Raw genomic sequence first — 24,524 nt, 5'->3', positions numbered from 1 at the left:
CGTCTTACTCCTCTCTGTGCGAGGCAAGGCGGGGGGCGGGGACATCCAGCCCCATGGCGCTGAGCGCGAATGCCCGCTTTAACGGTGGCAGTACATCCAGGGCCAGAAGTCCTAGGTTGCGGGCCACCACCAGCGGCGGCTGGCCATTTGAAAACAGCCGCGTGACACGGTCGCTGAAACCAATGGTCTTCTCCTGATCCCAGGCGACCCGGTGCTCGAAACGGCGCAGCAACGGTAACCCGCCCAAAGGCTCTCCCGCCGCCGCAGCCGCCTGTACCTCTTCAGCCAATGCCATGGCCCCGCGCAGGGCCAGGTTAAAGCCCTGGCCGGCAATCGGGTGCAGGGTGTGAGCGGCGTTGCCCAGCACCACCAGACCACGGCGGTACTGTTCGCGCACCCGCACCAGCCGCAGGGGATAACTGTGGCGCTCGCCCACGTGCAGGAACTGCCCTGCACGGTAACCAAAGGCCTCCTGCAACTGCTCAAGAAAGGCTGCGTCACTCCAGCCCAAGGCTTCGTCGGCCTGCTCCAGCGGCAGGCTCCAGATCAGGGCCGCCCGGGGCTGGCCCGGCGTGGCATCGTTCAGCGGCAGCAGGGCCATGGGGCCTGCCGCCGTAAAGCGCTCATAGGCAATCCCCTGGTGGGGCCGGCTGGGGCTCAGGTTGGCGATGATGGCGCACTGCTCGTAATCGCTCGCGCGGTAGTCGATACCCAACTGCTCACGCAAGGCCGAGCGGCCGCCGTCGGCGACCACCAGCAGGTCGGCGCTGTAGGCTTCTGCGGTGCCGTCGCGATCCACCACGAAACCCATGCCGGTCTCCTCGGCATGGGCGCGCAAAACCTCGGCCGGGCAGATCAGCTCAACCCCTTCCGTTTGCTCCAGCCGCGCCATCAGGACCTTGCCCAACCAGCGGTTCTCGACCACATAGCCGAGCGCCGGGACCTGTGCTTCCCGCGCCCGCAGACGGGTGGAGCCAAAATGGCCGCGGTCCGACACCTGAATCTGGTTGATGGCACTCGCCCCCGGCTGCAGGGCTTCCCAGACTCCCAGCCCCTGCAGGATCTCGGCACTGCCCCAGGCCAGCGCCGTGGAGCGGGCGTCATAGCTGGGGTTGAGATCCACGGATTGGCTTGCGGGGAGCGGAAAGGCCTCGAACACAGCCACCCGCAGGGGGTGCTCCCGCCCCTGGGCAAGCGCCAGGGCGAGGCTGGCGCCCACCATGCCTCCGCCGATGATGGCGACATCAAAATGCCGGCTCACGCGCGCCCCTCCGCCATCAACGCCTCGATGGCTGCAACCGCTTTGGGGACACCGGCCGTGAGTACTTCGTGTCCGCTTCCGGTCACCAGCAGATCGTCCTCGATACGGATGCCCATCCCCCGCCAGGCGGGGTCCACGCGCTCGTCGTCGGGGGCGATATACAGACCCGGCTCGATGGTCAGCACCATCCCCGGCTCCAGGTTGCGCCATTGGCCGTCCCGCCGGTAGGCCCCCACGTCATGCACATCGAGACCCAGCCAGTGACTGGTGCGATGAATATAAAACGCGGTGTAGGCCTCCTCGGCGAGCAATGCGTCCACCTCGCCCTCAAGCAGGCCCAGGCGCACCAGCCCCTCGGTCAGCACGGCCACCGCCGCCTCGTGGGGCGCGTTGAAGGAATTCCCCGGCTGCACCGCCGCGATGGCCGCCTCCTGGGCCGCCAGCACCACTTCATAGAGGGCCCGCTGGCGGTCGCTGAACCGGCCGTTGACCGGGAAGGTGCGGGTAATGTCGCCGGCATAGCCCTCGAGCTCTGCGCCGGCGTCGATCAGCACCAGCTCCCCCGCCTCGAGCCGGTCCTGGTTCTGGGTGTAGTGCAGAATACAGCCGTTGGCGCCGCTGCCCACGATGGTGCCGTACGCGGGGACGCGGCTTCCGCCCATGGCGAACTGGTGGTGAATCTCCGCCTCCAACTGGTACTCGTAAAGACCGGGCCGGCAGGCACGCATGGCCCGGCAGTGAGCCTGGGCGCTGAGTTCGCCGCTGGCCCGTATCAATGCCTGCTCCGCCGCCGTTTTGAACAGACGCAGTTCGTGCAGCGGCCCGCCCAGCTCCTGCAACTGTTGCGGCACCTGCTGGGCGTCCCGGCAGCGCTGCATGAGGCGCTGCCGCCAGCCAGCCAGACGCCCCTGCAGCGTCTCATCTGCCAGCGGGCAATAAATCCGTGAGCGTCCCTGCAGCAGCTGCGGCAGCTCGTCGTCGAGCTGCTCCAGGGAGAAGGCCCGATCCATTCCGAACCGCTGCATCGCCCCCTCGGGACCCGGGCGATAGCCGGTCCAGACCTCCTTTTCCGGATCGCGGGGCTGGCAGAAAAGCACCACCTCCCCGCCGCTCTTCCCAGGCAACAGCACCAGCAACGCGTCCGGCTCATTAAAGCCTGTGAGGTAAAGAAAGTCGCTGTTCTGGCGGAACCCGTACTCAGCGTCGCGGTTGCGATACTTGAGGGTGGCGGCGGGCACCAGCAGCACCGCGTCCGCCTCCACCGCCCCCATCAGGCGCTGACGGCGCTGGGCATACTCGCGGTCAGACAGAGTCGACAAAATGAGCCTCCTCAATGAAGCGGGGTGCCGGGGGGGAGCGCCTGGTCGCCGCCGGGCACCCGGTTACACTCGGAAAAGACCAGCAGGGCGGCCATGCGCACGTACTCGTGGACCTCCATAAAGTCGGCCTCGTTTTCTTCGCCGCCCTCTTCATCGGCGCTGATCTGGGCGATTTGGGCAAAGTCCTGCATCGCGTCCTGAGCCTCGGCGCTCAGGTCCTTATCCAGCTTGCCCCCTGCCAGGCTAAACCCGCTCAGGAAGCCGTGGCACCAGTGACCCAGGCTTTGCGCCCGCTGGGCCAGGGAGCAGTTCTCCTCGGGAAGCAGCAGGGCGAAGTCGAAGCTGTCCCCCTCGAACTGAGACAAGCTGAGGGCATAGAGCTGGCGCAGGTCCTCGCTCATCTCCTCGCTGGGCGCCTCCTCGACGCCAATCAGCTCCAGGGCGTGCCCCAGCCAGCCCTCGGCACTGAGTCGCTGGCCGGCACTGAGCTGACCACACAAGTACCCGTGCAGCTCAGCGGGGGAGCCCAGGGCCCCGTGGCGAACAAAATCATCGGCCAGGTCATCGAAACCGGGCAACTCCAGGTCGGACAGTTCTTTACTCACGTTGCTCTCTCGCAGCGGCCGGGCGCCATGCGCCGGGCCTGGGTAAAACAGAGGCGTTGATCCTAGCATTTCAGCCGCAGCAGAACCACGCGCGGACGCCCTGAATCAGGGTGTTCATTGACCGGTGTAGCACCCCCTTATATAGTTGAATTCGTTTAGCATGGAGGATCCCGAGGGCAATGGCGGACCAAACTTTCAACCACCTGGAGCAGCAGATCGAGCGCCTGGTCGCGGAGTATCAGCAGCTGCAGAAGGAAAACCGTCTGTTGCGCCAGAGAGAAGCGGCCTGGAAAAGCGAGCGGGCGCAGCTCATTCAGACCCAGGAAGCCACCCGGGGCAAGGTCGAGGCGATGATCAACCGACTCAAGGCGATGGAGCAAAATTGATGCAGCCAAGAGAAGATCAGAACGTCGCCATTACCCTGCTGGAAAAAGAGTTTCTGATCGCCTGCCCGGAAGAGAAACGCGAGGAGCTGCGAGAGGCTGCCCGCCTGCTCAACCGCACCATGCAGGAAATCAAAAAGTCGGGGAAGGTATTCGGCCTCGAGCGCATCGCGGTAATGGCGGCCCTCAACCTGTCCCATGACTACCTTGACACCAGCACCCGGCTGAGGGAAATGGAACAGCGCTGCCAACGCCTCTGCGAGAGCATGGAGAAGGTGCTTGCCCCACCCGCTGAAGGCAACGGGCAGGGCCGTGACTAACACAGATCGACGAATTTTCAAGACCTGACATCCGGTAGCCAACGGGTATAATTGGGAACACTCCCTGAGGTGTGCGGCAGTCGGTGTTGTCCCTCGAGCCGATAATCACCACCACGGAGGTTTCCAGCGGGTACTGATGTGCAGGTCCGCAAGACGGAAAGCCTAAGGTATCTCGGAAACCGCCAACTTGAACCTTCGGGTTCAGGGCCAAAAGCCGACACCGGCACTGCGGGGAGTCTCCTGATTCGATGAACCGGCAACAGCTTCGCCAGCAGATCCGTGCCCAGCGACGCAGCCTGACCCGCCTGGAGCAACAGCAGGCCGCGCAGCGACTGTTGCGCCTGCTGGGTCGCCACCCCCTGTTTCTCAGCCGCCGACGTATCGCCTTTTACCTTCCCAACGACGGCGAGATTTCCCCCGAACCCCTGCTGCAGGCGGCGTTGCGTGCCGGCAAGCATTGCTACCTGCCGGTTCTGCACCCGGTGCGCCACAACCGCCTCTGGTTTGTCCGCTACCGGCCGAACAGCCGAATGATCCGAAACCGCTTTGGCATACCGGAGCCGCACGGCACCCTCAATCCGAGGGTGCCGGCCTGGTCGCTGGATCTGGTGTTGCTGCCGCTGGTGGCCTTTGATGAAAAAGGGGGCCGGTTGGGCATGGGTGGGGGGTTCTACGACCGCTCGTTTGCCTTCAAACGGCGCCAACCCCATCGGCGCAGCCCGTTGCTATTGGGGCTGGCCCATGAATGCCAGAAGGTGGCTTCGTTACAGCTGGCCAGCTGGGACATTCCCCTGGCCGGCGTGGCATCGGATAAGCGGCTCTACTGGAGCTGAGCCCGGGCGGGGCTTAACTGAGTCCGAGGCTGCGGGTAATCGACGCCAGCTGCTGCAGGTCGGTCTTGCTGACACCGGTGATCACAAAGCCGATAACGAACACCACAACCAGGATCATGATCAAATCGGGGCCTTTCTTCATTCCTGTTCTCTTGTCTTAACGGTTACGTGCTATCTCGGCGAGGGGAAGCATCGCAGATCCCGCCGCAATTGCAATATTTTAGTCACTTACATCACCCTTTTCGGGCGGCGCATGGCTGCAACCCGAGCCTCCCACTAAGGTTTCGGCCTGTGGCGGGAAACTTTAGCCTTTTTAACCGCCGGGATTTAAAAAACTCATGGACCGGGCCGGCACCCGGCATAACCCCGAATACCGTTCGTCAGGCCAACAGGCTCAATAGCAGCGTCATGGTGGCCATGGCCAGCAGGGTCTGCAGGGTGATGATCGAAGCCATCAGCGGCGCATCCCCCCCTAGCTGCCGCGCCAGAATATAGGCCGAAGGCGCTGTCGGCAGCAGCGCGAACAAAAGCAATGGGCCAAGCGCCGCGGAAGGCACTCCCAGCCCCCATGCCACCATCAGGAAAAACAGTGGATAGAACAGCAGGCGAAAGCCGGCGCTGACCCAAAGGGCCCGGCCGCCACCGCGCAGCGCCCGCATATCCAACCCCACCCCCACCGCCAGCAGCCCCAGCGGCAGCGCCATGGGGCTCAGCAACGCCAGCACCGGTGCACTACCCGGCGGCAACCCCAAACCACTGAGGTTGAGGCCGATTCCCAGCAGGCAGGCCACAATCAGCGGGTTTTTCAGCACATTGAGGAGCACCTCCCGAACAGAAGGCGACCGCGCTTGCTCCCCGCACCAGGCAAAAAGCAGTACGCAATAGAGGTTCACCAGGGGAATAGTCACCGCCAGAAAAAGTGCGCCCCACAACAATCCCGCTTCGCCATAGAGACCGGCGGCGGCCGCTAAGCCCACGTAAGTGTTAAAACGCACCGCGCCCTGGAAATAGGAGGTAAGCGCCGCCCCCTCAATCGCCAGCAGGCGCCCCAGCAGCAGCGCCACCAGGCTGGCCAGCGAGAGCGTCAGCACCAGCGCGGTCACCACCGTACCCAGGGATTCGGCATCCAGCGACGCGCTCGCCAGATTCTGTACCAGCAGGCAGGGGAAAAGCAGGAAATAGGTGAAGCGCTCGGCCAGGGGCCAGAACGCCTGGCCAGGAAAGTTCCAGGTCCGGAGCAGATAGCCCAGCAGCACCAGCGCGAACACCGGCCCCAGGGCCGCCAGAATACCGCTCATTTGGGTCATGGCTTGCTGCGCGCACTCCTTATCTCGCAGACACTACCCGCACCTGCTGGGGGTTTGCGGTGCGGGGACGGGGGCGCATAGAATGCAGTATACGCACGCTTATTAAAAGCCCCTCAAAATGGAGCTCGCTTTCTATGAAAACCTCTTTGGTTCTAACGCTGATCGGTCCCGACAAGCCCGGGTTGGTGGAACGGGTGTCGGGTATCCTGGTACAGCACCAAGCCAACTGGCAGCGCAGCAGCATGTCCCGCCTGGCGGGAAAATTTGCCGGCATTCTGATCGCCAGCGTCGATGCAACCCGGACGGCCGAGCTGCTGGCCGACCTTGAGGCCCTGGAAGGCGAAGGCCTGCGGGTCATCGCCGAAACCGACCAACAGAGCCCGGCCGAACGCCTGGGACGAGCCTTGAGCCTGGATCTGGTGGGACATGACAAGCCGGGCATCGTGCGCGAAATCTCCCGGGCCCTGGCCGAACGGGGAATCAGCGTCGACAAGCTGGAAACGGAAGTGGTGAGCGGCTCCATGTCCGCCGAACTGCTATTCAAGGCGCAGGCCGACCTGCTGGTGCCGAACGACGTGGATGTGGACGAGCTGCAGGAGAGCCTGGAAGCGATCGCCGCCGACTTGATGGTCGATATCAGCTTTCAGAGCTGAAGACCCATTCTAGGGCTGAGGGCTCATTCCAGGGTTGAGGGCTCTTTCTAGGGCTGAGGGCTCTTTTTTTAGCTGAAGCTTCTTTCCAGAGCTGAAGGCTCTTTTCTGAGCTGAAGGCTCTTTTCTGACGTAGGGGCCTCACGGAAACTCGGAGGCGGGCGCAGTGCCCGCCTCCGGCCAGAGCAACTAGCCGGCGATCCGCTCCCGCCCCCGGGCCACGGCCGCACGCACCTGGTCCGGGGCCGTGCCGCCGATATGATCCCGGGCCGCCACTGAACCTTCCAGGGTCAGCACTTCGAACACATCGTCTTCGATGGTATCGGAGAAACGGCGCAGCTCCTCCAGGCTCATTTCACCAAGATCCTTACCCGCCTCGATACCGTAGGCCACCGACTTGCCGACGATCTCATGGGCATCACGGAAGGCCACCCCCTTGCGCACCAGGTAGTCGGCCAGGTCCGTGGCGGTGGAGAAACCGCGCAGGGCGGCCTCGCGCATGCTCTCTTTCTTTGGCGTAATCGCCGGGATCATGTCGGCGTAAGCGCGCAGACAGCCCTGCAGGGTGTCGATCACATCAAACAGAGGCTCCTTGTCCTCCTGGTTGTCCTTGTTGTAGGCCAAGGGCTGGGACTTCATCAGGGTCAGCAGGGAGATCAGGTGGCCGTTGACCCGTCCGGTCTTGCCCCGCACCAGCTCGGGCACATCGGGGTTCTTTTTCTGCGGCATGATGGAGGAGCCGGTGCAGAACCGGTCAGGCAGATCGATGAAATCAAACTGAGCCGAGGTCCAGAGCACCAACTCCTCGGAAGCCCGGGAGAGGTGGGTCATCAGCAGGCTGGCGGCGGCGCAGAATTCAATGGCGAAATCCCGGTCGCTGACCGAGTCCAGGGAGTTTTCGCTGGGCATGTCAAAGCCCAGGAGTTCGGCGGTGTAGTGGCGGTCGATGGGGTAGGTGGTACCGGCCAGGGCCGCGGCGCCCAGCGGCAGTACGTTGACCCGCTTGCGGCAGTCCAGCAAACGCCCGTGGTCCCGCTCCAGCATCTCGAACCAGGCCAGCAGGTGATGGCCGAAAGTCACCGGCTGCGCGGTCTGCAGGTGGGTGAAGCCCGGCATGATGGTGTCGGCCTCACGCTCGGCCAGATCCAGCAGCCCCTGCTGCAGGCGGCGCAATTCACCCAGGATCGCATCCAGTTCATCACGCAGGTAGAGGCGGATATCGGTCGCCACCTGGTCGTTGCGCGAGCGCCCTGTGTGCAGCTTCTTGCCGGTCACCCCGATCTTCTGGGTCAGGGCCGCCTCGATGTTCATATGCACATCTTCAAGCGCCACGGACCATTCGAACTCGCCGCGCTCAATCTCTTCCAGCACCTCCTGCAGCCCACCCAGGATGGCATCCCGCTCCTCCTCACTGAGCACGCCCACTTTGGCCAGCATGCGGGCATGGGCCACCGAACCCTGAATATCCTGGCGGTACATGCGCTGGTCGAAATCCACCGAGGCGGTGAAACGGGCGACAAAGGCATCGGTCGCCTCGCTGAAGCGACCACCCCACTGCTGGTTGGTATCGGACATGGTGCAAAATCCTATTCTGGCCCGCCGCGACCGGCGGTGCTGACATTTAAAAAGAGCGCCATTATAGCGCGCCGGCCCGCCGCCTGCGACGGCTCGCGCTGCGAAGCCCCTTCGCTTTCTGTTACACTGCGTTGAATTCGGACGAAGGCCCCTCTCCTCCCTTTGCCCCTTAAGATCAACAGCGTACGAGACCCCGAGATGACCGAGAAACTAATCCGTATCGCCACCCGTAAAAGCCCTCTGGCCATGTGGCAGGCCGAATTCATCAAGGCCGAGCTGGAGAGGCACCACCCCGGCCTGCAGGTTGAGCTCAAGGGCTTGGTCTCCAAGGGCGACAAGATTCTCGACACCCCGCTGGCCAAAGTGGGGGGCAAGGGGCTTTTCGTCAAGGAGCTGGAGCACGCACTGCTGGAAGGTGAAGCCGATATCGCCGTGCACTCGATGAAGGACGTGCCCATGGAGTTTCCCGCGGGCCTGGGCCTGGCGGTGATCTGCGAGCGGGAGACCCCCACCGACGCCTTTGTCAGCAACCGCTACGCGTCTCTCGACGCCCTGCCCGCCGGCGCCGTGGTCGGCACCTCCAGCCTTCGCCGCGAAACCCAGCTGCGCGAAGCCCGTCCCGACCTGACCGTCAACTGGCTGCGGGGCAACGTACAGACCCGCCTCGCCAAGCTCGATGACGGCCAGTACGACGCCATCATCCTGGCCTCGGCCGGGTTGTTGCGCCTGGAGATGGCAGACCGCATCCGCCAGCAGATTCCCCCCGAGCTGAGCCTGCCCGCCGGCGGCCAGGGCGCCGTGGGCATCGAGTGTCGCACGGACGATCTCGCTACCCAGGCCCTGCTTGCTCCCCTCAACCACGAAGCCACCGCCTGCTGCGTCAAGGCCGAGAGGGCCATGAACCGACGCCTTGAAGGGGGCTGCCAGGTCCCCATCGCCGGCTACGCAGTACTGGAGGAGAACGGCCGGTCAATTTACCTGCGCGGTCTGGTCGGCCAGCCCGACGGCACCGAGGTGCTGCGTGCCGAAGCCCGGGGACCGGTCGAACAGTGTGAGGCGCTGGGTGTGCAAGTGGCCGAAGCCCTGCTCGCGCAGGGCGCCGACCGCATTCTCAAGGCCGTTTACGGGGCATGAGCCACGCCCCCTTGACGGGTGAGCGGGTGCTGGTCACCCGCCCCGCCCATCAGGCCGACGCCCTGTGCCAACACCTGCAGGCCCTGGGGGCAGAGGCGGTGCGCTTCCCCACCCTGGCCATCCACCCTTGCACACCGGACAACCCTCAATACAGCAGCCTGAAACAGAAATTTCTGGACCTGGACCACTACCATGCGGTGATCTTCGTCAGCGCTAACGCCGCCCGCCTGGGCCACGAGTGGATTGACAGCTACTGGCCTCAACTACCCCTGCGGATTCATTGGCTGGCGGTGGGACAGGCAACGGCCCGGACCCTCTCCGAACTGGGCATCCCCGCGCAACACCCGGATCAGGCCATGGACTCCGAAGCCCTGCTCGCGCTTCCGATCCTCCAGGAACTGGACCACCAGCGCGTACTGATCTGCCGCGGCGAGGGAGGACGGGAACTTCTGGCCCAGACCCTGCAAGCTCGCGGCGCACAGGTGGACTATGCTGAACTTTACCGGCGGGGCTGCCCGACCTACAGCAGCGCGGACATCGAAAGTATCATTTATAAATCCCCGCCGACGGTTATGTTAGTGACCAGCGGAGAGGCGCTGGACAATCTGGTTCGCCTCTGCAGGCAGGTGAACCAACAGTTCGAGGCATCGGCGCTGCGGCGCCGGCTGCTGGTCGTGCCCAGTCCAAGGGTCGCAGAACAGGCCCACCAGCTGGGCTTTGAGCAGGTCAGGGAGGCGGCCAACGCCACCGACGGGGCCATGCTCGAGGCACTGCAACGACGGGATTAAAAGCACAGTAAATACAGCGGAATAATAACGATGGAAAAATCCGTGAACGAGAACGAGAAGGAAAACCAAGCTCCCAAGGCCGACGCACCGGCCGCCTCTACCGCCCCCCCCGAACAACCGACCGCCGCCCCGGAAAAATCGGATACCTCGGATCCCAAGAAAGAACCCGTTTCCGGCACCCCTGGCAGCAAACCCGAGAAAACAAGCGCGCAGGCTTCCAAGAGCAAACCCGCTACCAAAGACTCGGGCGGAACCCCTCCAGCTAAAGCGACCTCCGACAAGCCACGGGAGACCGCCAAGAGCACTGCTCCAAGTACGGCTGCGCAAAGCAGTGGCTCCGGCAAAAGCGGATGGGTCGGTGCACTGGCGCTGCTGGTGGCGCTGGGCGCACTGGCGCTGGCAGGCTTTGATTATTACCAGATGCAAAGGATGCACGCTCAATCCCTGGCGCAGCTGGATGCGATGCGGAAAAACCTGAGCCAGAGCCAGCAGGCCGCCGAGCAGGCCCAAGGCTCCGTGGCCCAGGTCTCGGGCACCGTCCAGCAGCTCAGCCAACAACTCGACAGCAAGCAGCAGAGCGTCGACGAACTGCAGAATCGCCTGACCCGAGGCATGCAACAGATCACCAAGATGCAGGGCAACAACCGTCGCGACTGGCTGCTGGCCGAGGTGGAGTATCTGCTGCGCCTGGCCAATCAGCGGGTGCTGATGGAGAACTCACCCAAAGGCGCCCTGGCACTGCTCCAATCCGCCGACCAGATCCTTGAAGAGACCGACGACGTCTCCCTCTACGATATCCGCAAGGCGCTCGCCAAGGATATCGCTGCACTGGAAGCGGTTCCCAAGCTCGATGTAACCGGAAGCTTCGTCAAGCTGGCAGCGCTCAACGAACAGGTGGACAACCTGCGCCAGGTTCCGGTGACCGACAAGGGAGAACTGCCGGACCTGCTGAAGGGGATCACCCCCGACAGCGTGGAACAGAGCTGGAATGACGGGCTTAAGGCCTCTTGGAACCGCGCCATGGACAGCCTCGGCCAGCTGGTGGTGGTGCAGCACCGGGATGAGCCGGTGGAGCCACTGCTCTCACCCGAGCAGAACTACTTCCTGCAACAGAATCTGCACCTCATGCTGGAACAGGCCCAACTGGCCCTGCTGCAGGGCAAACAGGGCCCCTATGACGCCAGCCTGGACAAGGCCAAAGAGTGGATCCGCACGTATTTCGAAAGCGAGGACGCTACCACCCAGGCGCTGCTTAAAGGGCTGAAAGAGATGGAGGGTCTGCAGGTGGCCCCGCCCCTGCCGGATATCTCCGGCTCGCTCAAGTCGCTCAAGACCTACCTGAGCCAAACGCACGAAGGAAAAGGAGCCGCCTGATGAAACGCCTTTTCATTCTTGCCTTGGTGGTACTGCTGCTGGGCACCGTGCTGGGAGAGTGGATCGTTCGCGACCCGGGCTACGTCCTGCTTAGCTACGCCAATACCACCGTGGAAACCAGCCTCTGGGGGCTGGTACTGATTGTCGGGGTCGCCTTTCTCGCCCTGCACCTGCTGCTTCGTACCGTCCAGTACCTGATGCAGCGGCGCGGCTCCCTGCGCCGCTGGAACCACTCCCGCCACCGTCGCAGCGCCAACCGCAAGACCCTGAAGGGGCTGATGGCACTCTCCTCGGGCGAGTGGTCCAAAGCCCAACGCTACCTGACCCAATCCGCGGATCATGCCGAAACGCCCCTGATCAACTACCTGGCGGCGGCCAGGGCCGCCCATGAGCAGAACCTTCCCACCGAGTGCGAGTCCCTGCTGCAAAAGGCCCGGCAGAAGACCCCGCAGGCGGAGCTCGCCATCGGCATCACCCAGGCCCACACGCAGTTGGGACGGGGCCAGCTGGAGCCCTGTCTGGCGACCCTGCTGCGCCTGCGACGCATCGCCCCGCGCCATACCTACGTGCTGAAGCTGCTGAAGCGGGTCTACCTGCGCCTGGAAGACTGGGACGGCATGACCCAACTGCTACCGGATCTGCGCAAGGAACAGGTCTACCCAGAGGACAAGCTGCAACAGCTTGAGCGCAAGGCCTACCGAGGGTTGCTCAAGAGCAAGCTGGAAGCGGTGCCGGTGGAGGCGGATGCAGAGCAGCGGCTCGAAGCGCTGCGCAAAACCTGGAAGGGCCTACCCAAGCACCTGTCCAACGACAGCGCGCTGGTGGCCCGCTACGCCACCCTGATGGACCAGGCGGGTCTTTCGGAGCAGGCGGAAACCGTGCTGCGCAACAGCATCAAGCGCAACTGGGACAGCGACTTGGTGCGCCTTTACGGCCGCATCGGAGGCGAGCAGCCGGGCAAGCAGCTCAAACAGGCCCAGCAGTGGCTGAAACTCCACGGCGGAGACCCCTCGCTGCTGCTCACCCTGGGGCGTCTATCACTGCGCAACGAAGCCTGGGACGATGCCCGCGACTACTTTGAGCGCAGCCTGGAGCGGGAGGACAATCAGGAGACCCGCAACGAGCTGGTGCGGCTGTTGCGTAATCTGAATGATCAGGAAAACTGCCAGCGCCTGCTGCTAGACACCTTTGACGCCGCCGCCGACCAACTGCCGAAACTGCCCCTGCCGGAACGGCCGGCCACTCTCAGCTAACCTGCAGGCGCAGCCCCCGGCCGCCGGCTTCAATCGGCGTCGGGGCGCGGCGCATAGGCGAAGACATCGGAGAAGATACGGTCCGGGCGCAGGCCGCGGGTCATGAAATCATCTTCCGCCGCGTAGACCATCTGCGGGGAACCGCAGAGATAAACCCGGGCCTCGGCCAGGTCCTCAAAATCTTCCAGTACAGCGTGGTGGACCAGGCCGGTACGCCCCAGCCAACCCACCGTCAACTCAGAAACCACCGGGATGAACTGCAGGCTGGGCAACGCCTCGGCCCAGCTTTCGGCCAGTTCCCGGGCATAAAACAGATCCGGCGTGCGGCTGCCCCAGTAGAGCCAGACAGGGTTCTCCAGGCCGGATTCGATGACCGACTCGATAATCGCTTTCATCTGTGCAAACCCGGTCCCCGCGGCAACCAGAATCAGCACCTCATCCGCGGCCAGCTGGTCACTGCGCAGACAGCACTCTCCCATGGGCAGGCGCACCGGCACCCGGGCGCCGGGCTGCAGCCGCTCCAGCACCTGCTCGGAAAGACTGTCCTCGCCCTGGTTCTGAATGTGCAGGGTCAGGGTAGCCGGCTCTTCGGGGGCACTGGCAATGGAAAAGGGGACACCGTTGGCGTCGTCCAGCATCACCTGCAGATACTGGCCTGGAAGGAACGGCGTTTCCGGCGGACGCTCCAGCACCACCTCGTAAACCCGGGCTCCCAGGTGGCGCTTGCTCAACACACCGCAACTGTATTCGGCGGCCTCCGGCAGGTAGACATCTAGGGTAGACTCTTCGCTCACAGGGGGGCCCCTCCTTCGGGTAACTCGATTCCAAGGCTTGCCCAGATTTCATCGACCCGCTTTTTCACCGCGGGATCCATGCTGATGGGGCGGCCCCATTCGCGCTCGGTCTCGCCGGGCAGCTTATTGGTGGCATCAAAGCCCATTTTCGACCCCAGGCGCGGTACCGGCGAGGCGAAATCCAGGTAATCGATCGGCGTGTTTTCGATAAAGACGCTGTCCCGGGCCGGATCCATGCGGGTGGTCATCGCCCAGATCACATCCTTCCAGTCCCGTGCGTTCACGTCATCGTCGGTGACAATGACGAATTTGGTGTACATAAACTGCCGCAGGAAAGACCAGACGCCCATCATCACCCGCTTGGCGTGTCCCGGGTACTGCTTTTTCATGGTCACCACCGCCAACCGGTAGGAGCACCCCTCCGGCGGCAGGTAGAAATCGACGATTTCCGGAAACTGTTTCTGCAGGATGGGTACGAACACCTCGTTCAGCGCCACCCCCAATACCGCCGGCTCGTCCGGCGGGCGTCCGGTATAGGTGGAGTGATAGATCGGCCGGTTGCGGTGGGTCAGGCACTCCACGGTGAAGACGGGGAAGGACTCGACCTCGTTGTAATAACCGGTGTGATCCCCAAAAGGCCCCTCTTCGGCTACTTCTCCAGCTTCGATATAGCCTTCAAGCACAATCTCCGCGGAGGCGGGCACCTGCAGATCCGAAGTAAGACACTTCACAAGCTCGGTCTTCTGCCCCCGCAGCAGCCCGGCAAAGGCGTATTCGGAAAGCGTGTCCGGCACCGGGGTCACCGCGCCGAGAATGGTCGCCGGATCCGCCCCCAGGGCCACGGCAACGGGGAAGCGCTCTCCCGGGTGGGCCTGCTGCCACTCTTTGAAGTCCAGCGCCCCGCCGCGGTGGGAGAGCCAGCGCATGATCAGCTTGTTGCGCCCGAGCAGCTGCTGGCGATAAATCCCCAGGTTCTGGCGTTCCTTATGCGGCCCCTTGGTGATCACCAGCGGCCAGGTCACCAAGGGCGCGGCATCACCAGGCCAGCAGGTTTGGATCGGCAGGCGCCGAAGGTCCACCTCCTCGCCCTGAAACACGTGAGTCTGGCAAGGGGCCTGTTTAACCACCTTGGGCCCCATGTTCATGACCTGCTTGAAGATCGGCAGCTTCTCCCAGGCATCCTTCATCCCCTTGGGCGGCTCGGGCTCCTTGAGAAAGGCCAGCAAGCGGCCAATTTCCCGCAGCTGCGACACTTCCTCTTCACCCATGCCCAGGGCCACCCGCCCCGGCGTGCCAAACAGGTTCGCCAGCACCGGCATATCAAAACCCTTGGGGTTCTCAAAGAGAATGGCCGGGCCACCCGCCCGCAGGGTGCGGTCACAGATCTCGGTCATCTCCAGGTGAGGGTCCACCTCGGCCTTAACCCGGACCAGCTCGCCCCGATCCTCCAGCCCCTGGATAAAGTCTCTGAGATCCTTGTATTTCATGGTTTAACCCAGCATTTCGATCAGAAAAGCGATTTTAGTCATTTCCCGGAACCCTGGCCAGCCGTTGCCCTTTGGGTACAGAAGTGAAGGCAGAGCCTGGTTATCCCCGGGTATTCAGCGGCCCGTCTGCGTGGCATACGTCCATCCCTGATACCGCTGCCGGCCTCCTGCCTCCGCGGCATACGTCCATCCCTCGCATACCGCTGCCGGCCTCCTGCATCCGCGGCATACGTCCATCCCTCGCATACCGCTGCCGGCTTCCTGCCTCCGCGGCATACGTCCATCCCTGGACGCAAAAAAGGGTAAGCCCTGGGGCTTACCCTTGATCAGCGGAAGCGACGGTTTACTTGCGCTTCATGGACAGGAAGAACTCGTCGTTGGTCTTGAAGTCCTTCAGCTTGTCGAGCACGAATTCGATCGCCGCCGTGTCCTCCATGGAGTCCAGCAGCTTGCGCAGGATCCACATCCGCTGCAGTTCGTCTTCGTTGGTCAGCAGCTCCTCGCGCCGGGTGCCGGAGCGACGGATGTTCATGGCCGGGAAGACCCGCTTTTCGGCGGCCTTGCGGTCCAGGTGGAGTTCGGAGTTACCGGTGCCCTTGAACTCCTCGAAGATCACCTCGTCCATCTTCGAGCCGGTATCCACCAGGGCGGTGGCGATGATGGTCAGGCTGCCGCCCTCCTCGATGTTTCGGGCCGCGCCGAAAAAGCGCTTGGGGCGCTCCAGGGCGTGGGCGTCCACACCACCGGTCAACACCTTGCCCGAGGAGGGGATCACGGTGTTGTAGGCCCGGGCCAGGCGGGTGATGGAATCCAGGAGGATCACCACGTCCTGCTTGTGCTCGACCAGGCGCTTGGCCTTCTCCAGCACCATCTCAGCCACCTGCACGTGACGGGCCGGCGGCTCGTCAAAGGTACTGGCCACCACTTCGCCGCGCACGGTGCGCTGCATCTCGGTCACCTCTTCAGGGCGTTCGTCGATCAGCAGGACGATCAGGTAACACTCGGGGTTGTTGCGGGTGATGGAGTTGGCGATGTTCTGCAACATCAAGGTTTTACCTGCCTTGGGCGGGGAGACGATCAGGGCCCGCTGGCCCTTGCCCATGGGGCAGACCAGGTCGATCACCCGCGCAGTCAGGTCTTCGGTACTGCCGTTACCCTGCTCCATGCGCAGTCGCTTCTGGGCGAACAGCGGGGTCAGGTTCTCGAACAGGATTTTGGTCTTGGCCTGCTCGGGGCGATCAAAATTGATCTCGCTGACCTTGAGCAGGGCGAAGTAACGCTCACCGTCCTTGGGGGGGCGGATTTTGCCGGCGATGGTGTCGCCCTTACGCAGGTTGAAACGCCGGATCTGACTGGGGGAGACGTAGATGTCATCGGGGCCGGCCAGGTAGGAGCTGTCCGCCGAGCGCAGGAAGCCGAAGCCGTCCTGCAGAATTTCCAGGACCCCGTCTCCGTAGATATCTTCACCGCTCTTCGCGTGCTTCTTGAGGATGGAGAAAATGACATCCTGTTTTCTGGATCGGGCCAGATTCTCCAGGCCCATTTCCTTGGCGATGTCCAGCAGTTCGGGTACGGATTTACGTTTGAGTTCGGTGAGATTCATAGTCAGTTGTCAAGGTGCCCGATGGCACTCTGGGTGGGTAGGTAGAATAAGTAAGAAAGAGGGGTAGAACGGAGCGCGGCAGCCCGTCAGGCGGCCTCAACAGCGCTATTCTGGCCATTAATCCCAAAGATTGCAACTGGCGCCGCTACCGCGCGCCCCTGCGCAAGAGAAGGGATATAAAGCGCAACCCGGGACACCCCCGCTTGGCTGCGCCTTGTTGATTCGACGATCAGAGGTTCCCGTCAAGGAACGCGGTCAGCTGCGACTTGGACAGGGCGCCCACCTTGGTCGCTTCCACATTGCCGCCTTTGAACAGCATCAGCGTAGGGATGCCGCGAATCCCGAATTTGGGCGGGGTTTCATTGTTCTCATCGATATTCAGCTTGCAGACTTTCAGCTTGTCGCTGTAGTCCTTCGCCACCTCTTCCAGCACGGGGGCGATCATCTTGCACGGTCCGCACCACTCGGCCCAGTAGTCGACCAGTACAGCACCATCGGCCTTGAGAACTTCTTCCTCAAAGCTGGCGTCGGTCACGTTAATAATATTCTCGCTCATAAAATCCTTTCTCCAAGGTACTCGGCGCACTTGAATGGTGGCTCATCATAGCCGGTAGGATGAACAGATAAAAGCGCTACCTTCGTCGTTCAAAGGACGCCTTGCCCGATATCGGCACAGCGGTGCCCAATAAAATGGGGGCTGCGGCGCCAGATTACAACCCCCCGAACCGGGTCATGCCGCTATCGGCGGTGTTCGTCCGGTGCCCGGGCCCCTAAGGCGCATGCTCAGTGGCGCGATGGCGAGGGGGTGATACCGGAGGAATCACTGAACAGCTGCTGGATGTCAGCGCGATCGTACTCATAACGGGCATTACAGAACTGGCAGTCCAGCGCAATCCTGCCCGCCTCGTCCAGCATTGAGGCCACCTCCTCCTCACCGAGCGTCCGCAAGGCCCCAAGGCTGCGCTCGCGGCTACAGTCGCAGGCGAACCGCAGGGGCTCCGGGTCGAACAAGCGCAGCGCCTCCTCGTGGTAAAGCCGATACAGCAACGTCTGGTTATCCAGGGTCAACAGTTCGGCGCTGCTGAGCGTCGCCCCCAGATGGGCAATGCGGTCCCAGTTCTCCCGATAGCGTTCATTCTGCTCCTTGGCTGGCAGCGCCTGCAACAGCATGCCGGCTGCCTTGTCGCCGTCAGCCGCCAGCAAAATGCGGGTGGCGAGCTGCTCGGACTGCTGAAAGTAAGATTCCAGGCACTGGGCGAGCTGGGGCCTCTCCAGCGCCACCACCCCTTGGTAACGCTGTCCCTTTTCAGGCTCGATGGTGATCACCAACTGGCCGCGCCCCAGCAGTTCCAGCAGTCCGGCATCCTCGTCCAGCGTCCCTTCCCAGCGGGCAATGGCCCGCAGGTCGTGCTGATGGTTGCACTCGGCCATCATCAGGCTCACCGCCCCCTCGCCCCGCGCCTGAAGTCCCAGGCGACCGGAAAATTTCAGGGTTGAGCTGAGCAGGCTGACCGCCGCCAGCATCTCGCCCAGCAGCCGTTGAATCGCCACCGGGTACTCATGGGACTGCAACACGGCCTGGTACGCGGCATCGGTACCGGTCAGCACTCCGCGCACGTCGGTATCGTCGAAGATAAAACGTTGGATCTGGTCAGGGTTACTCATAGTCACTTTTGTTTGGATGGGTTTGGCTGGCAGGATTGGCTCGGCTGGAATGGCGGCGAATGCAGCATTTTACCACAGCTGCCGCCGCTAGCCCTGCATGCCCCGGTCAACTCGCCGCGGGTTCCGGGAAGAAATGCTACTCCTCGAAGCTGCCCTTGAAGGCCTGGATACGCCGGCGCTGCTTTTTGGTCGGGCGACCGTCCGATACCGGGGCCGCTCCCCGCAGCGCCCGGCGCTGCTCGGCGGCAAGCTCCCGCCGTCGCAGACTCTCTTCGGTCTCCCGGTAGAGCAGCGCGGCCTCGGGCGCCCCGCGGCGCTGATCGGAGAGCGCCAGGACCTCGACGGTTTTCTCGTCAAACCCCTGCCGAATCTGCAGCAGGGCTCCCACCTCCACCGGACGGCTCACCTTGGCGCGAGCGCCGTTGTAGTGAACTTTGCCCCCTTCAATCGCCTGCTTGGCCAGAGCGCGGGTCTTGAAAAAGCGGGCCGCCCAGAGCCACTTGTCCAGACGCACCCGTTCGATGCCGGAAACGGGGCTCATCGCCGGACTCCCGGGTGGATTTGGTCGAAATGGTCGATGCCGGGAAACTCGTCGATGGCCCGCGCTGGCTGGCGGCTGTCCGGCTGGTAGATGGTCAGCAGATGACGGATACCGTAGTGGGCGGCAGAGCGCAGCACCGCCAGGCTGTCATCCACCAGCAGGGTGCGGGTCCGGTCAAAGGGCTGTTCATGTTGCAGGCTGTCCCAGAAGCGCACATCTTCCTTGGGCACTTTGAAATCGTGGGAGCAGACGATGCCGTCCACCAGGCGATCAAGACCGGTCTGCTCCAGCTTCATCTGGAGGCTGGTACGGTGGCAGTTGGTCACGATCACCGAGCGCAGGCCGGCCTCGCGCAGCGCGCTGAGGAAGTCCTTCACGTACGGGCGAAACGCCACCTTGTGGCTGATTTCACGCTTGAGCGCGCCGATATCAACCCCCAGTTCCGCCGACCAGAAGTCCACGCAGTACCAGTTGAGCGAGCCCTGTTCCTCTATGATACGCTTGTGCAACTGTGCCCGGGCCTGTGCCGCGGAAATCCCGTGGGTCTCGGCGTAGCGCGCCGGCAGGTGCTCAAGCCAGAAATACGTATCGTAGTGCAGATCCAAGAGGGTGCCGTCCATGTCCAGCAGGACGGTATCGATGGTATCCCAGTTCAGCATGATCCTCGTTCTATGGTGGTCGCCGGAGACCTTTCAGTATGCCGACAAAGCCCGAAATTTTGAAGACACGAACCGTGGCCCGCAGCCGCCTCTTCGAGGTAGAAGCCCTGGATCTGCGATTCACCAACGGCGTTGAACGCACCTACGAGCGCTTGGCCAAAAAGGGCTGGGGGGCAGTGATGGTCATTCCCCTGCTCGACCCCGATACCCTGCTGCTGATCAACGAATACGCCGCCGGCCTCAACGCCTACCAGTTGACCCTGCCCAAGGGGCTGATTGACCCCGGCGAGGACCCGCTCGAAGCGGCCAACCGGGAGTTGATGGAGGAGGTGGGCTACGGCGCGCGGCGTCTGACGCCGCTCAAGGAGCTGACCACCGCGCCCAACTACATGGGGCACAGCATCCAGATCATTGTCGCCGAAGACCTCTACCCCAAGCGCCTGCCGGGGGACGAGCCGGAGCCGCTGGAGGTGATTGCCCACCCGGTGGCGGAAATTGACAAACTGGTGCTGGAGCGGGATTTTTCCGAAGCCCGGGTCATCGCCGCGCTTTTGCTGTGGAAGCAGCTTTTTCGCCGGGAGGAACACGCTCGGTGAGCGCCAGCAACGAAGCCCTGCTGCCGCAAATCATGAAGATCGCCCGGGAAGCGGGCGACCTTATTCTCACTTACTATCACGACCGCCCGCGACTGGACATAGCGCACAAGGCCGATGAAAGTCCCGTCACCTCGGCAGACCTGGCCGCCCATGAGCTGATCACCGCCAGCCTAGTGCGCCTGACCCCCGACATTCCGGTCCTTTCTGAAGAATCCCCGGCCAAGACGATGGGCGAACGCCATCACTGGCCCCGCTACTGGCTTGTCGACCCCCTCGACGGGACCAAGGAGTTCATCCACGGCAATGGCGAGTTCACCGTCAACATCGCCCTGGTTGAGGCGCACCGCGCGGTGCTCGGCGCCGTGCACATCCCGGTCAGCCACACCACCTATGGCGGCAGCCTGCGCACCGGCGCGGTCAAACTCAACCAACAGGGGCGCCAAGTCAACATACGGAGCCGCCCTCTCACGCCTTATCGCCCTGCCAGCGTCCTGGTCAGCCGCAGCCACCAGAATGACCGGACCCAACAGTTAATGGCGCAACTGGACCGCCAGCACCCCTTGTCCATCACCCCAGTCGGAAGCTCGCTGAAACTCTGTCTGATCGCCGAGGGCATGGCCGATCTGCATCTGCGCACCGGCCGCACCAGCGAGTGGGACACCGCGGCTGCCCAGGCCGTGCTGGAAGCCGCCGGCGGGGTGGTCACGGATCTCCAGGGAAGCCCGCTGCGCTACAACACGGGGGCAAGCCTCTACAACCCTGAATTCATAGCCCAAGCCGACCCCACCGTCGACTGGCTCGGGTTGTTAGGCGAGGCCTGATCCCCTGCTAACGGCACGCCTGGGTACCCGCTTCCACAATCGCATGCACCCGCCCCTCGAACGAGGCCCCCGCGACCCGGTTCGCCATCACCGCCCGCACTTCCGCCTCGCTCAGCCGGTCGTGTATGTAATCGGCCAGGCACTCGCAACGCTCAAAACTGGCGCCGCTGCGAGTACAACCCTCCACAAAGGGCGTCCAGGTATCGGGCGTCGCAAACTGGCGGCTGATAACAAAGGCCAGCAACGCCAACCCCCCGAGGTAGAGAAACAGTTTCGGCATAAGAGATAAGGTCTTCTTATTATTTAATTTATCCGCCCATTTTATGGGCTAAGCTGAATTTTGTAGAAGCGACTTTAGTCGAGCCAAAAACCAACCTCCACAGTATGACTTTTGTCAATTCTGCTGTTATCATCAGCCACCTCCACGGCGGCCTAGGGATCCGACCGGCCGCTCCCAGCTTTATTTTTTGAACTCAGGAAAGGAAAAGGTAACGTCATGAGCTTTGAACTGCCGCCCCTCCCCTACGCGCAAGACGCGCTGGCACCCCATATCTCCGCCGAGACCCTGGAATACCACTATGGGAAGCACCACAACACTTACGTGGTCAAGCTCAACGGCTTGGTGCCGGGGACCGAGTACGAAGGCAAAAGCCTGGAAGAGATTATCACCAGCGCCCCCGCCGGCGGGGTGTTCAACAACGCCGCCCAGGTTTGGAACCACACCTTTTACTGGCACTGCCTGAGCCCCAACGGTGGCGGCGAGCCCACCGGTGCGGCTGCCGCCGCCATCAACAGCGCCTTCGGCTCCTTTGCCAGCTTCAAGGAGAAGTTCACCGAGAGCGCGGTAAACAACTTCGGCTCCGGCTGGACCTGGCTGGTCAAGAACAGTGACGGCAGCGTCGAGATCGTCAACACCAGCAATGCCGGCTGCCCGCTGACCGAAGGCCAGACCCCGCTGCTCACCGTGGATGTGTGGGAGCACGCCTACTACATCGACTACCGCAACCTGCGTCCGAAGTACATGGAGGCGTTCTGGGCTCTGGTGAACTGGGATTTCGTCAACGAAAACCTGAGCAAGTAAACTAGGCCCCGACCAACCCCACCAAGGGCGGCTCCTCTGCCGCCCTTTTTGCTCCCTACCCGTCGACTTTTTCAGGCGTCGCTGACGTCAATGCCCCCGCCGTGGCGCCGAATGCCGGCGATAACCACCTCCTCCCCCGGTGGCATCTGCGCGTCCGCCGGACGCAGGAAAAACCGTACCCGCTCTTCCACCAGGGAAGCATGCTGTGACACTTCAGCCTCCCGGTAGCCGGGAAGTTCGAGAAAATGCGAGCGCTCGTCGACCCGCGCGCAGAGCCGCCAGGCCCCATTCTCCGCCGGCGGCTCGAAGGAGAGGTCGCGACTCAGTTCCAGCAGCCGACCGAGCCTGTCCATGGCGAAACCGGCAGCCACGTGCACCCGGCCGTCCCCCACCCGCACCACCAGCCCCTTGACCACCCCGGGTTCAAACAGAGCCCGGTGGCTCTGGCGGATTTTTCCCAGTAGATAGTCCTGGTCTCGCTGCAGGGCCGGGGCCAGCAACAGCTGTCCCTAGTAGTAATGAACACGGGTGGCGGCGGGTTCAGTGTGGACCGGGTGGGTATCGGGGTCGGATGAGGTCATGGTGCTGCCCTGTCACTCTGGAAGGTTCACACTAAGGGGCACCCAAACGAAAAATCGGCGCCCTCGCTCCGCAGGTGAAGTCACTCTCCCGGGACACCCCGTTCCCCAACTCTTCGCCTTTACCACGCGGCGGCTTATTCGCCAGCGGCGGGGCCAATCCAGAGGAGGGGGTTATGGGCCACCTCCCAGAGATGACCATCGGAATCGGCGAAGTAACCGCTATACCCGCCCCAGAACACCTTCTGCGCTGGCTTGACCAGGGAGGCGCCGGCCGCCACCGCCTCCCTCAGGAGGACGTCAACGGCCGCTTCCGAGTCCAAATTATGGGCCAGGGTGACGCCGCGAAAGCCACTGCCGTCAGCATCCACGCCGGCGTCCTCGGCCAGGGCGTCTCGGCCGTAAAGCCCAAGCCAAGTGCCGTTGAGGTTGAAAAAGGCGACGCTGGGGGGCGAAGCCAGGCGCGGCAAGCCCCTGCTCGTAGAAAACGATCGCGCGGTCCAAGTCACTCACGCCCAGGGTGATCATGCTGATACGGGGTTCCATCGCCAGCTCCTGTCTGCGGCGCGAAGAAGGACCGGATGACGACTCACTCAAGCCGGCACCGCGCCCTCGTTCCTCCACCGGAGTTTAGAGTGTCGCATCCAAGTTGGCCACGCGCGCCGGCAAGGGCCGGACCCGGTCGTGCCGTCCACCCGAGTGCCGGAGCCGGGGGTCAACAGTCGTCATCCCCCCTATACTGTAACGCCCCAGCTAAAGGAGCGAGGACCCGCCCGATGAATAGAAAAGGCAAGGAGCGCCTGTTCAAATATGCCTTGGCGCTGCTGCTGAGTTTGAGTTTTCAGAACTGCGCCGCCGAGCGCCTTCCCGCCCTGGAGGCCGCGCTTGAAGGAACCACCGTCTCCGGTCTCTCCTCCGGCGGCTACATGGCGTCCCAGTTTCACGTCGCCTACTCGGCCACCATCAGCGGCGCGGGAATTATCGCGGGCGGACCTTATTACTGTGCCGGCACCTTCGGCTGGCCTTCCAGCTTCTTTGTGGTGACCGCCACCACCAGCTGCATGAACCCCTGCCGTTACAGCATCTGGCCGTTTGAAAGTGCCTGTCTGCAGGCGCTGCTGCCCGACGGCGAGGCGCTGGCGGATAAGGCCCGCGAGCACGCCGAGGCGGGGCTGATCGATACGCCGGAGCAGCTCGCGAACGACCGTGTTTATCTGTTCAGCGGCGGCGAGGACGACACCGTGGTCACCGAAGTGGTGGCCGAGGCCGAGCGATTTTACCGGGCCGTCGGCGTACCCGCGGCGGCGATCGAGTTTGAGGTCAACCCCGAGGCCGGGCATGCCTTTATCTCGGACAACCTCGACCATGCCTGTGACGCCCACGCACCGCCGTTTATCAACAACTGCGAGGATTACGACCAGGCGCGCGCCCTGCTGACCCACCTCTATGGCGTCCTCGCCGCCAATGCAGACACCCTTGAAGGCGAAATGCTGGCCTTTGACCAGCGTGAATTCCTCGATACCGACACCCAGTTCGAAAGCTCCGGGCTGGCCGATACCGGTTACCTCTACATTCCCAAGTCCTGCCAAGCGGGGGGCTGCGCGCTGCACGTGGCCTTTCACGGTTGCCGCCAGTCTGCCGCCGAAATCGACACCAACGGCGTGTTCTTTCACGAGGCGGCGGGTTACAACGAAGTGGCGGAAAACAACCGGCTACTGGTGCTTTACCCGCAGATTCGGGATCGCAGCCTGATGGAGGAGACGCCGTATAACCCCCGGGGGTGCTGGGATTTCTGGGGCTACTCAGGGGCGGACTTCTTCACCCAGAGCGGGCTGCAACCGCAGGCGGTTCACGGCATGATCAACCGCCTGCGCCAGCGCCCCTAGCGTTGCGAGCC

Annotated in this window: 28 protein-coding genes and 1 other RNA gene; 13 read left to right on the top strand and 16 right to left on the bottom strand. The window is 63.2% G+C overall.

What is annotated here, in order from left to right:
- Positions 1-4 precede the first annotated feature (4 nt).
- From ubiH to JGZ97_RS05415, 3 genes are read right to left on the bottom strand one after another with little or no spacing between them, the layout of a single operon-like run.
- Entirely contained in the window at positions 5-1,261 is a 1,257-nt protein-coding gene (gene ubiH, locus JGZ97_RS05425) for a 2-octaprenyl-6-methoxyphenyl hydroxylase (RefSeq protein WP_207061818.1), read from the bottom strand.
- Entirely contained in the window at positions 1,258-2,580 is a 1,323-nt protein-coding gene (gene pepP / locus JGZ97_RS05420; protein ID WP_207061598.1) for a Xaa-Pro aminopeptidase, read from the bottom strand. The genes ubiH and pepP overlap by 4 nt, the downstream gene beginning before the upstream one ends.
- A gap of 11 nt (positions 2,581-2,591) precedes the next feature.
- Positions 2,592-3,185, bottom strand: a complete 594-nt coding sequence (locus JGZ97_RS05415) for a UPF0149 family protein (protein ID WP_207061597.1) — start codon at positions 3,183-3,185, stop codon at positions 2,592-2,594.
- Between the two features lie 179 nt (positions 3,186-3,364).
- Between JGZ97_RS05415 and JGZ97_RS05410 the strand changes: the two genes are divergently transcribed.
- The 4 genes from JGZ97_RS05410 to JGZ97_RS05395 all read left to right on the top strand — a co-directional run bounded on the left by JGZ97_RS05410 (position 3,365) and on the right by JGZ97_RS05395 (position 4,721).
- Complete coding sequence (locus JGZ97_RS05410; RefSeq protein ID WP_207061596.1) at positions 3,365-3,571, top strand: TIGR02449 family protein; 207 nt, start codon at positions 3,365-3,367, stop codon at positions 3,569-3,571.
- Positions 3,571-3,888 carry a cell division protein ZapA gene (locus JGZ97_RS05405; RefSeq protein WP_207061595.1) on the top strand — a complete coding sequence of 106 codons (318 nt, stop codon included), beginning with the start codon at positions 3,571-3,573 and terminating at the stop codon, positions 3,886-3,888. Before JGZ97_RS05410 ends, JGZ97_RS05405 begins: the two co-directional genes overlap by 1 nt.
- Before the next feature lie 58 nt (positions 3,889-3,946).
- Positions 3,947-4,127: non-coding RNA, 6S RNA (gene ssrS / locus JGZ97_RS05400), on the top strand.
- A 9-nt stretch (positions 4,128-4,136) separates the two neighbouring features.
- Positions 4,137-4,721, top strand: coding sequence for a 5-formyltetrahydrofolate cyclo-ligase (locus JGZ97_RS05395; RefSeq protein ID WP_207061594.1), 585 nt, complete (start codon positions 4,137-4,139; stop codon positions 4,719-4,721).
- 13 nt (positions 4,722-4,734) lie between these two features.
- On the opposite strand, the gene JGZ97_RS18315 is transcribed toward JGZ97_RS05395, so the two are convergent.
- Complete coding sequence (locus JGZ97_RS18315; protein ID WP_255537706.1) at positions 4,735-4,863, bottom strand: hypothetical protein; 129 nt, start codon at positions 4,861-4,863, stop codon at positions 4,735-4,737.
- A gap of 238 nt (positions 4,864-5,101) precedes the next feature.
- On the bottom strand, positions 5,102-6,028 hold the full coding sequence (locus tag JGZ97_RS05390; RefSeq protein ID WP_242521556.1) for an AEC family transporter: 927 nt from the start codon (positions 6,026-6,028) through the stop codon (positions 5,102-5,104).
- A gap of 134 nt (positions 6,029-6,162) precedes the next feature.
- Between JGZ97_RS05390 and JGZ97_RS05385 the strand changes: the two genes are divergently transcribed.
- Positions 6,163-6,681, top strand: coding sequence for a glycine cleavage system protein R (locus JGZ97_RS05385; RefSeq protein WP_207061593.1), 519 nt, complete (start codon positions 6,163-6,165; stop codon positions 6,679-6,681).
- Between the two features lie 186 nt (positions 6,682-6,867).
- Here JGZ97_RS05385 and argH read toward each other — a convergent pair whose 3' ends face one another.
- Positions 6,868-8,253, bottom strand: coding sequence for an argininosuccinate lyase (gene argH, locus JGZ97_RS05380; RefSeq protein ID WP_207061592.1), 1,386 nt, complete (start codon positions 8,251-8,253; stop codon positions 6,868-6,870).
- A 198-nt stretch (positions 8,254-8,451) separates the two neighbouring features.
- Here argH and hemC point away from each other — a divergent pair, with 198 nt between their 5' ends.
- From hemC to JGZ97_RS05360, 4 genes are read left to right on the top strand one after another with little or no spacing between them, the layout of a single operon-like run.
- A complete protein-coding gene (hemC, locus tag JGZ97_RS05375) occupies positions 8,452-9,387 on the top strand; it encodes a hydroxymethylbilane synthase (protein ID WP_207061591.1) in 936 nt (311 codons plus the stop codon).
- Positions 9,384-10,175, top strand: coding sequence for a uroporphyrinogen-III synthase (locus JGZ97_RS05370; protein ID WP_207061590.1), 792 nt, complete (start codon positions 9,384-9,386; stop codon positions 10,173-10,175). The genes hemC and JGZ97_RS05370 overlap by 4 nt, the downstream gene beginning before the upstream one ends.
- A gap of 30 nt (positions 10,176-10,205) precedes the next feature.
- Positions 10,206-11,549, top strand: coding sequence for a uroporphyrinogen-III C-methyltransferase (locus tag JGZ97_RS05365; protein WP_207061589.1), 1,344 nt, complete (start codon positions 10,206-10,208; stop codon positions 11,547-11,549).
- On the top strand, positions 11,549-12,802 hold the full coding sequence (locus JGZ97_RS05360; RefSeq protein ID WP_207061588.1) for a heme biosynthesis HemY N-terminal domain-containing protein: 1,254 nt from the start codon (positions 11,549-11,551) through the stop codon (positions 12,800-12,802). Before JGZ97_RS05365 ends, JGZ97_RS05360 begins: the two co-directional genes overlap by 1 nt.
- A 29-nt stretch (positions 12,803-12,831) precedes the next feature.
- Here JGZ97_RS05360 and JGZ97_RS18455 read toward each other — a convergent pair whose 3' ends face one another.
- The 7 genes from JGZ97_RS18455 to yrfG form a co-directional block, all read right to left on the bottom strand.
- A complete protein-coding gene (locus JGZ97_RS18455) occupies positions 12,832-13,596 on the bottom strand; it encodes an NAD(P)H-flavin reductase (protein ID WP_207061587.1) in 765 nt (254 codons plus the stop codon).
- Positions 13,593-15,083 carry a 4-hydroxy-3-polyprenylbenzoate decarboxylase gene (ubiD, locus tag JGZ97_RS05350; protein WP_207061586.1) on the bottom strand — a complete coding sequence of 497 codons (1,491 nt, stop codon included), beginning with the start codon at positions 15,081-15,083 and terminating at the stop codon, positions 13,593-13,595. Before ubiD ends, JGZ97_RS18455 begins: the two co-directional genes overlap by 4 nt.
- A gap of 343 nt (positions 15,084-15,426) precedes the next feature.
- Positions 15,427-16,686, bottom strand: a complete 1,260-nt coding sequence (gene rho, locus JGZ97_RS05345) for a transcription termination factor Rho (RefSeq protein WP_207061585.1) — start codon at positions 16,684-16,686, stop codon at positions 15,427-15,429.
- A gap of 229 nt (positions 16,687-16,915) precedes the next feature.
- Complete coding sequence (trxA, locus tag JGZ97_RS05340; protein WP_207061584.1) at positions 16,916-17,242, bottom strand: thioredoxin TrxA; 327 nt, start codon at positions 17,240-17,242, stop codon at positions 16,916-16,918.
- Between the two features lie 227 nt (positions 17,243-17,469).
- A complete protein-coding gene (gene hslO, locus JGZ97_RS05335; protein ID WP_207061583.1) occupies positions 17,470-18,351 on the bottom strand; it encodes an Hsp33 family molecular chaperone HslO in 882 nt (293 codons plus the stop codon).
- A 136-nt stretch (positions 18,352-18,487) separates the two neighbouring features.
- Positions 18,488-18,892, bottom strand: coding sequence for an RNA-binding S4 domain-containing protein (locus JGZ97_RS05330; protein WP_207061582.1), 405 nt, complete (start codon positions 18,890-18,892; stop codon positions 18,488-18,490).
- Complete coding sequence (gene yrfG, locus JGZ97_RS05325; RefSeq protein ID WP_207061581.1) at positions 18,889-19,551, bottom strand: GMP/IMP nucleotidase; 663 nt, start codon at positions 19,549-19,551, stop codon at positions 18,889-18,891. The genes JGZ97_RS05330 and yrfG overlap by 4 nt, the downstream gene beginning before the upstream one ends.
- Before the next feature lie 38 nt (positions 19,552-19,589).
- Here yrfG and nudE point away from each other — a divergent pair, with 38 nt between their 5' ends.
- Together nudE and cysQ are read left to right on the top strand one after the other, a co-directional pair.
- Positions 19,590-20,147 (top strand): ADP compounds hydrolase NudE, encoded by a 558-nt coding sequence (nudE, locus tag JGZ97_RS05320; RefSeq protein ID WP_207061580.1) that lies wholly within the window; start codon positions 19,590-19,592, stop codon positions 20,145-20,147.
- Positions 20,144-20,968: a 3'(2'),5'-bisphosphate nucleotidase CysQ gene (gene cysQ, locus JGZ97_RS05315; RefSeq protein WP_370584012.1), complete on the top strand. Its 825-nt coding sequence runs from the start codon at positions 20,144-20,146 to the stop codon at positions 20,966-20,968. The genes nudE and cysQ overlap by 4 nt, the downstream gene beginning before the upstream one ends.
- A gap of 7 nt (positions 20,969-20,975) precedes the next feature.
- Here the strand turns inward: cysQ and JGZ97_RS05310 are convergent, their stop codons facing one another.
- Positions 20,976-21,248 carry a hypothetical protein gene (locus JGZ97_RS05310; RefSeq protein WP_207061579.1) on the bottom strand — a complete coding sequence of 91 codons (273 nt, stop codon included), beginning with the start codon at positions 21,246-21,248 and terminating at the stop codon, positions 20,976-20,978.
- Between the two features lie 216 nt (positions 21,249-21,464).
- Here JGZ97_RS05310 and sodB point away from each other — a divergent pair, with 216 nt between their 5' ends.
- On the top strand, positions 21,465-22,049 hold the full coding sequence (gene sodB / locus JGZ97_RS05305; protein WP_207061578.1) for a superoxide dismutase [Fe]: 585 nt from the start codon (positions 21,465-21,467) through the stop codon (positions 22,047-22,049).
- A 71-nt stretch (positions 22,050-22,120) separates the two neighbouring features.
- Here the strand turns inward: sodB and JGZ97_RS05300 are convergent, their stop codons facing one another.
- Positions 22,121-22,549 carry a hypothetical protein gene (locus JGZ97_RS05300; protein ID WP_207061577.1) on the bottom strand — a complete coding sequence of 143 codons (429 nt, stop codon included), beginning with the start codon at positions 22,547-22,549 and terminating at the stop codon, positions 22,121-22,123.
- A gap of 215 nt (positions 22,550-22,764) precedes the next feature.
- On the bottom strand, positions 22,765-23,097 hold the full coding sequence (locus JGZ97_RS05295; protein WP_370584011.1) for a VOC family protein: 333 nt from the start codon (positions 23,095-23,097) through the stop codon (positions 22,765-22,767).
- A 306-nt stretch (positions 23,098-23,403) separates the two neighbouring features.
- On the opposite strand from JGZ97_RS05295, the gene JGZ97_RS05290 reads away from it, so the two are divergent.
- Positions 23,404-24,513: a poly(3-hydroxybutyrate) depolymerase gene (locus tag JGZ97_RS05290; protein ID WP_207061576.1), complete on the top strand. Its 1,110-nt coding sequence runs from the start codon at positions 23,404-23,406 to the stop codon at positions 24,511-24,513.
- Positions 24,514-24,524: the final 11 nt, after the last annotated feature.

Source organism: Motiliproteus sp. SC1-56, assembly GCF_017309075.1.
Classification (GTDB): domain Bacteria; phylum Pseudomonadota; class Gammaproteobacteria; order Pseudomonadales; family Balneatricaceae; genus Motiliproteus.
The sequence above is the reverse complement of the archived record's forward strand: the minus strand, read 5'-3'. Positions and strand labels throughout refer to the sequence as shown.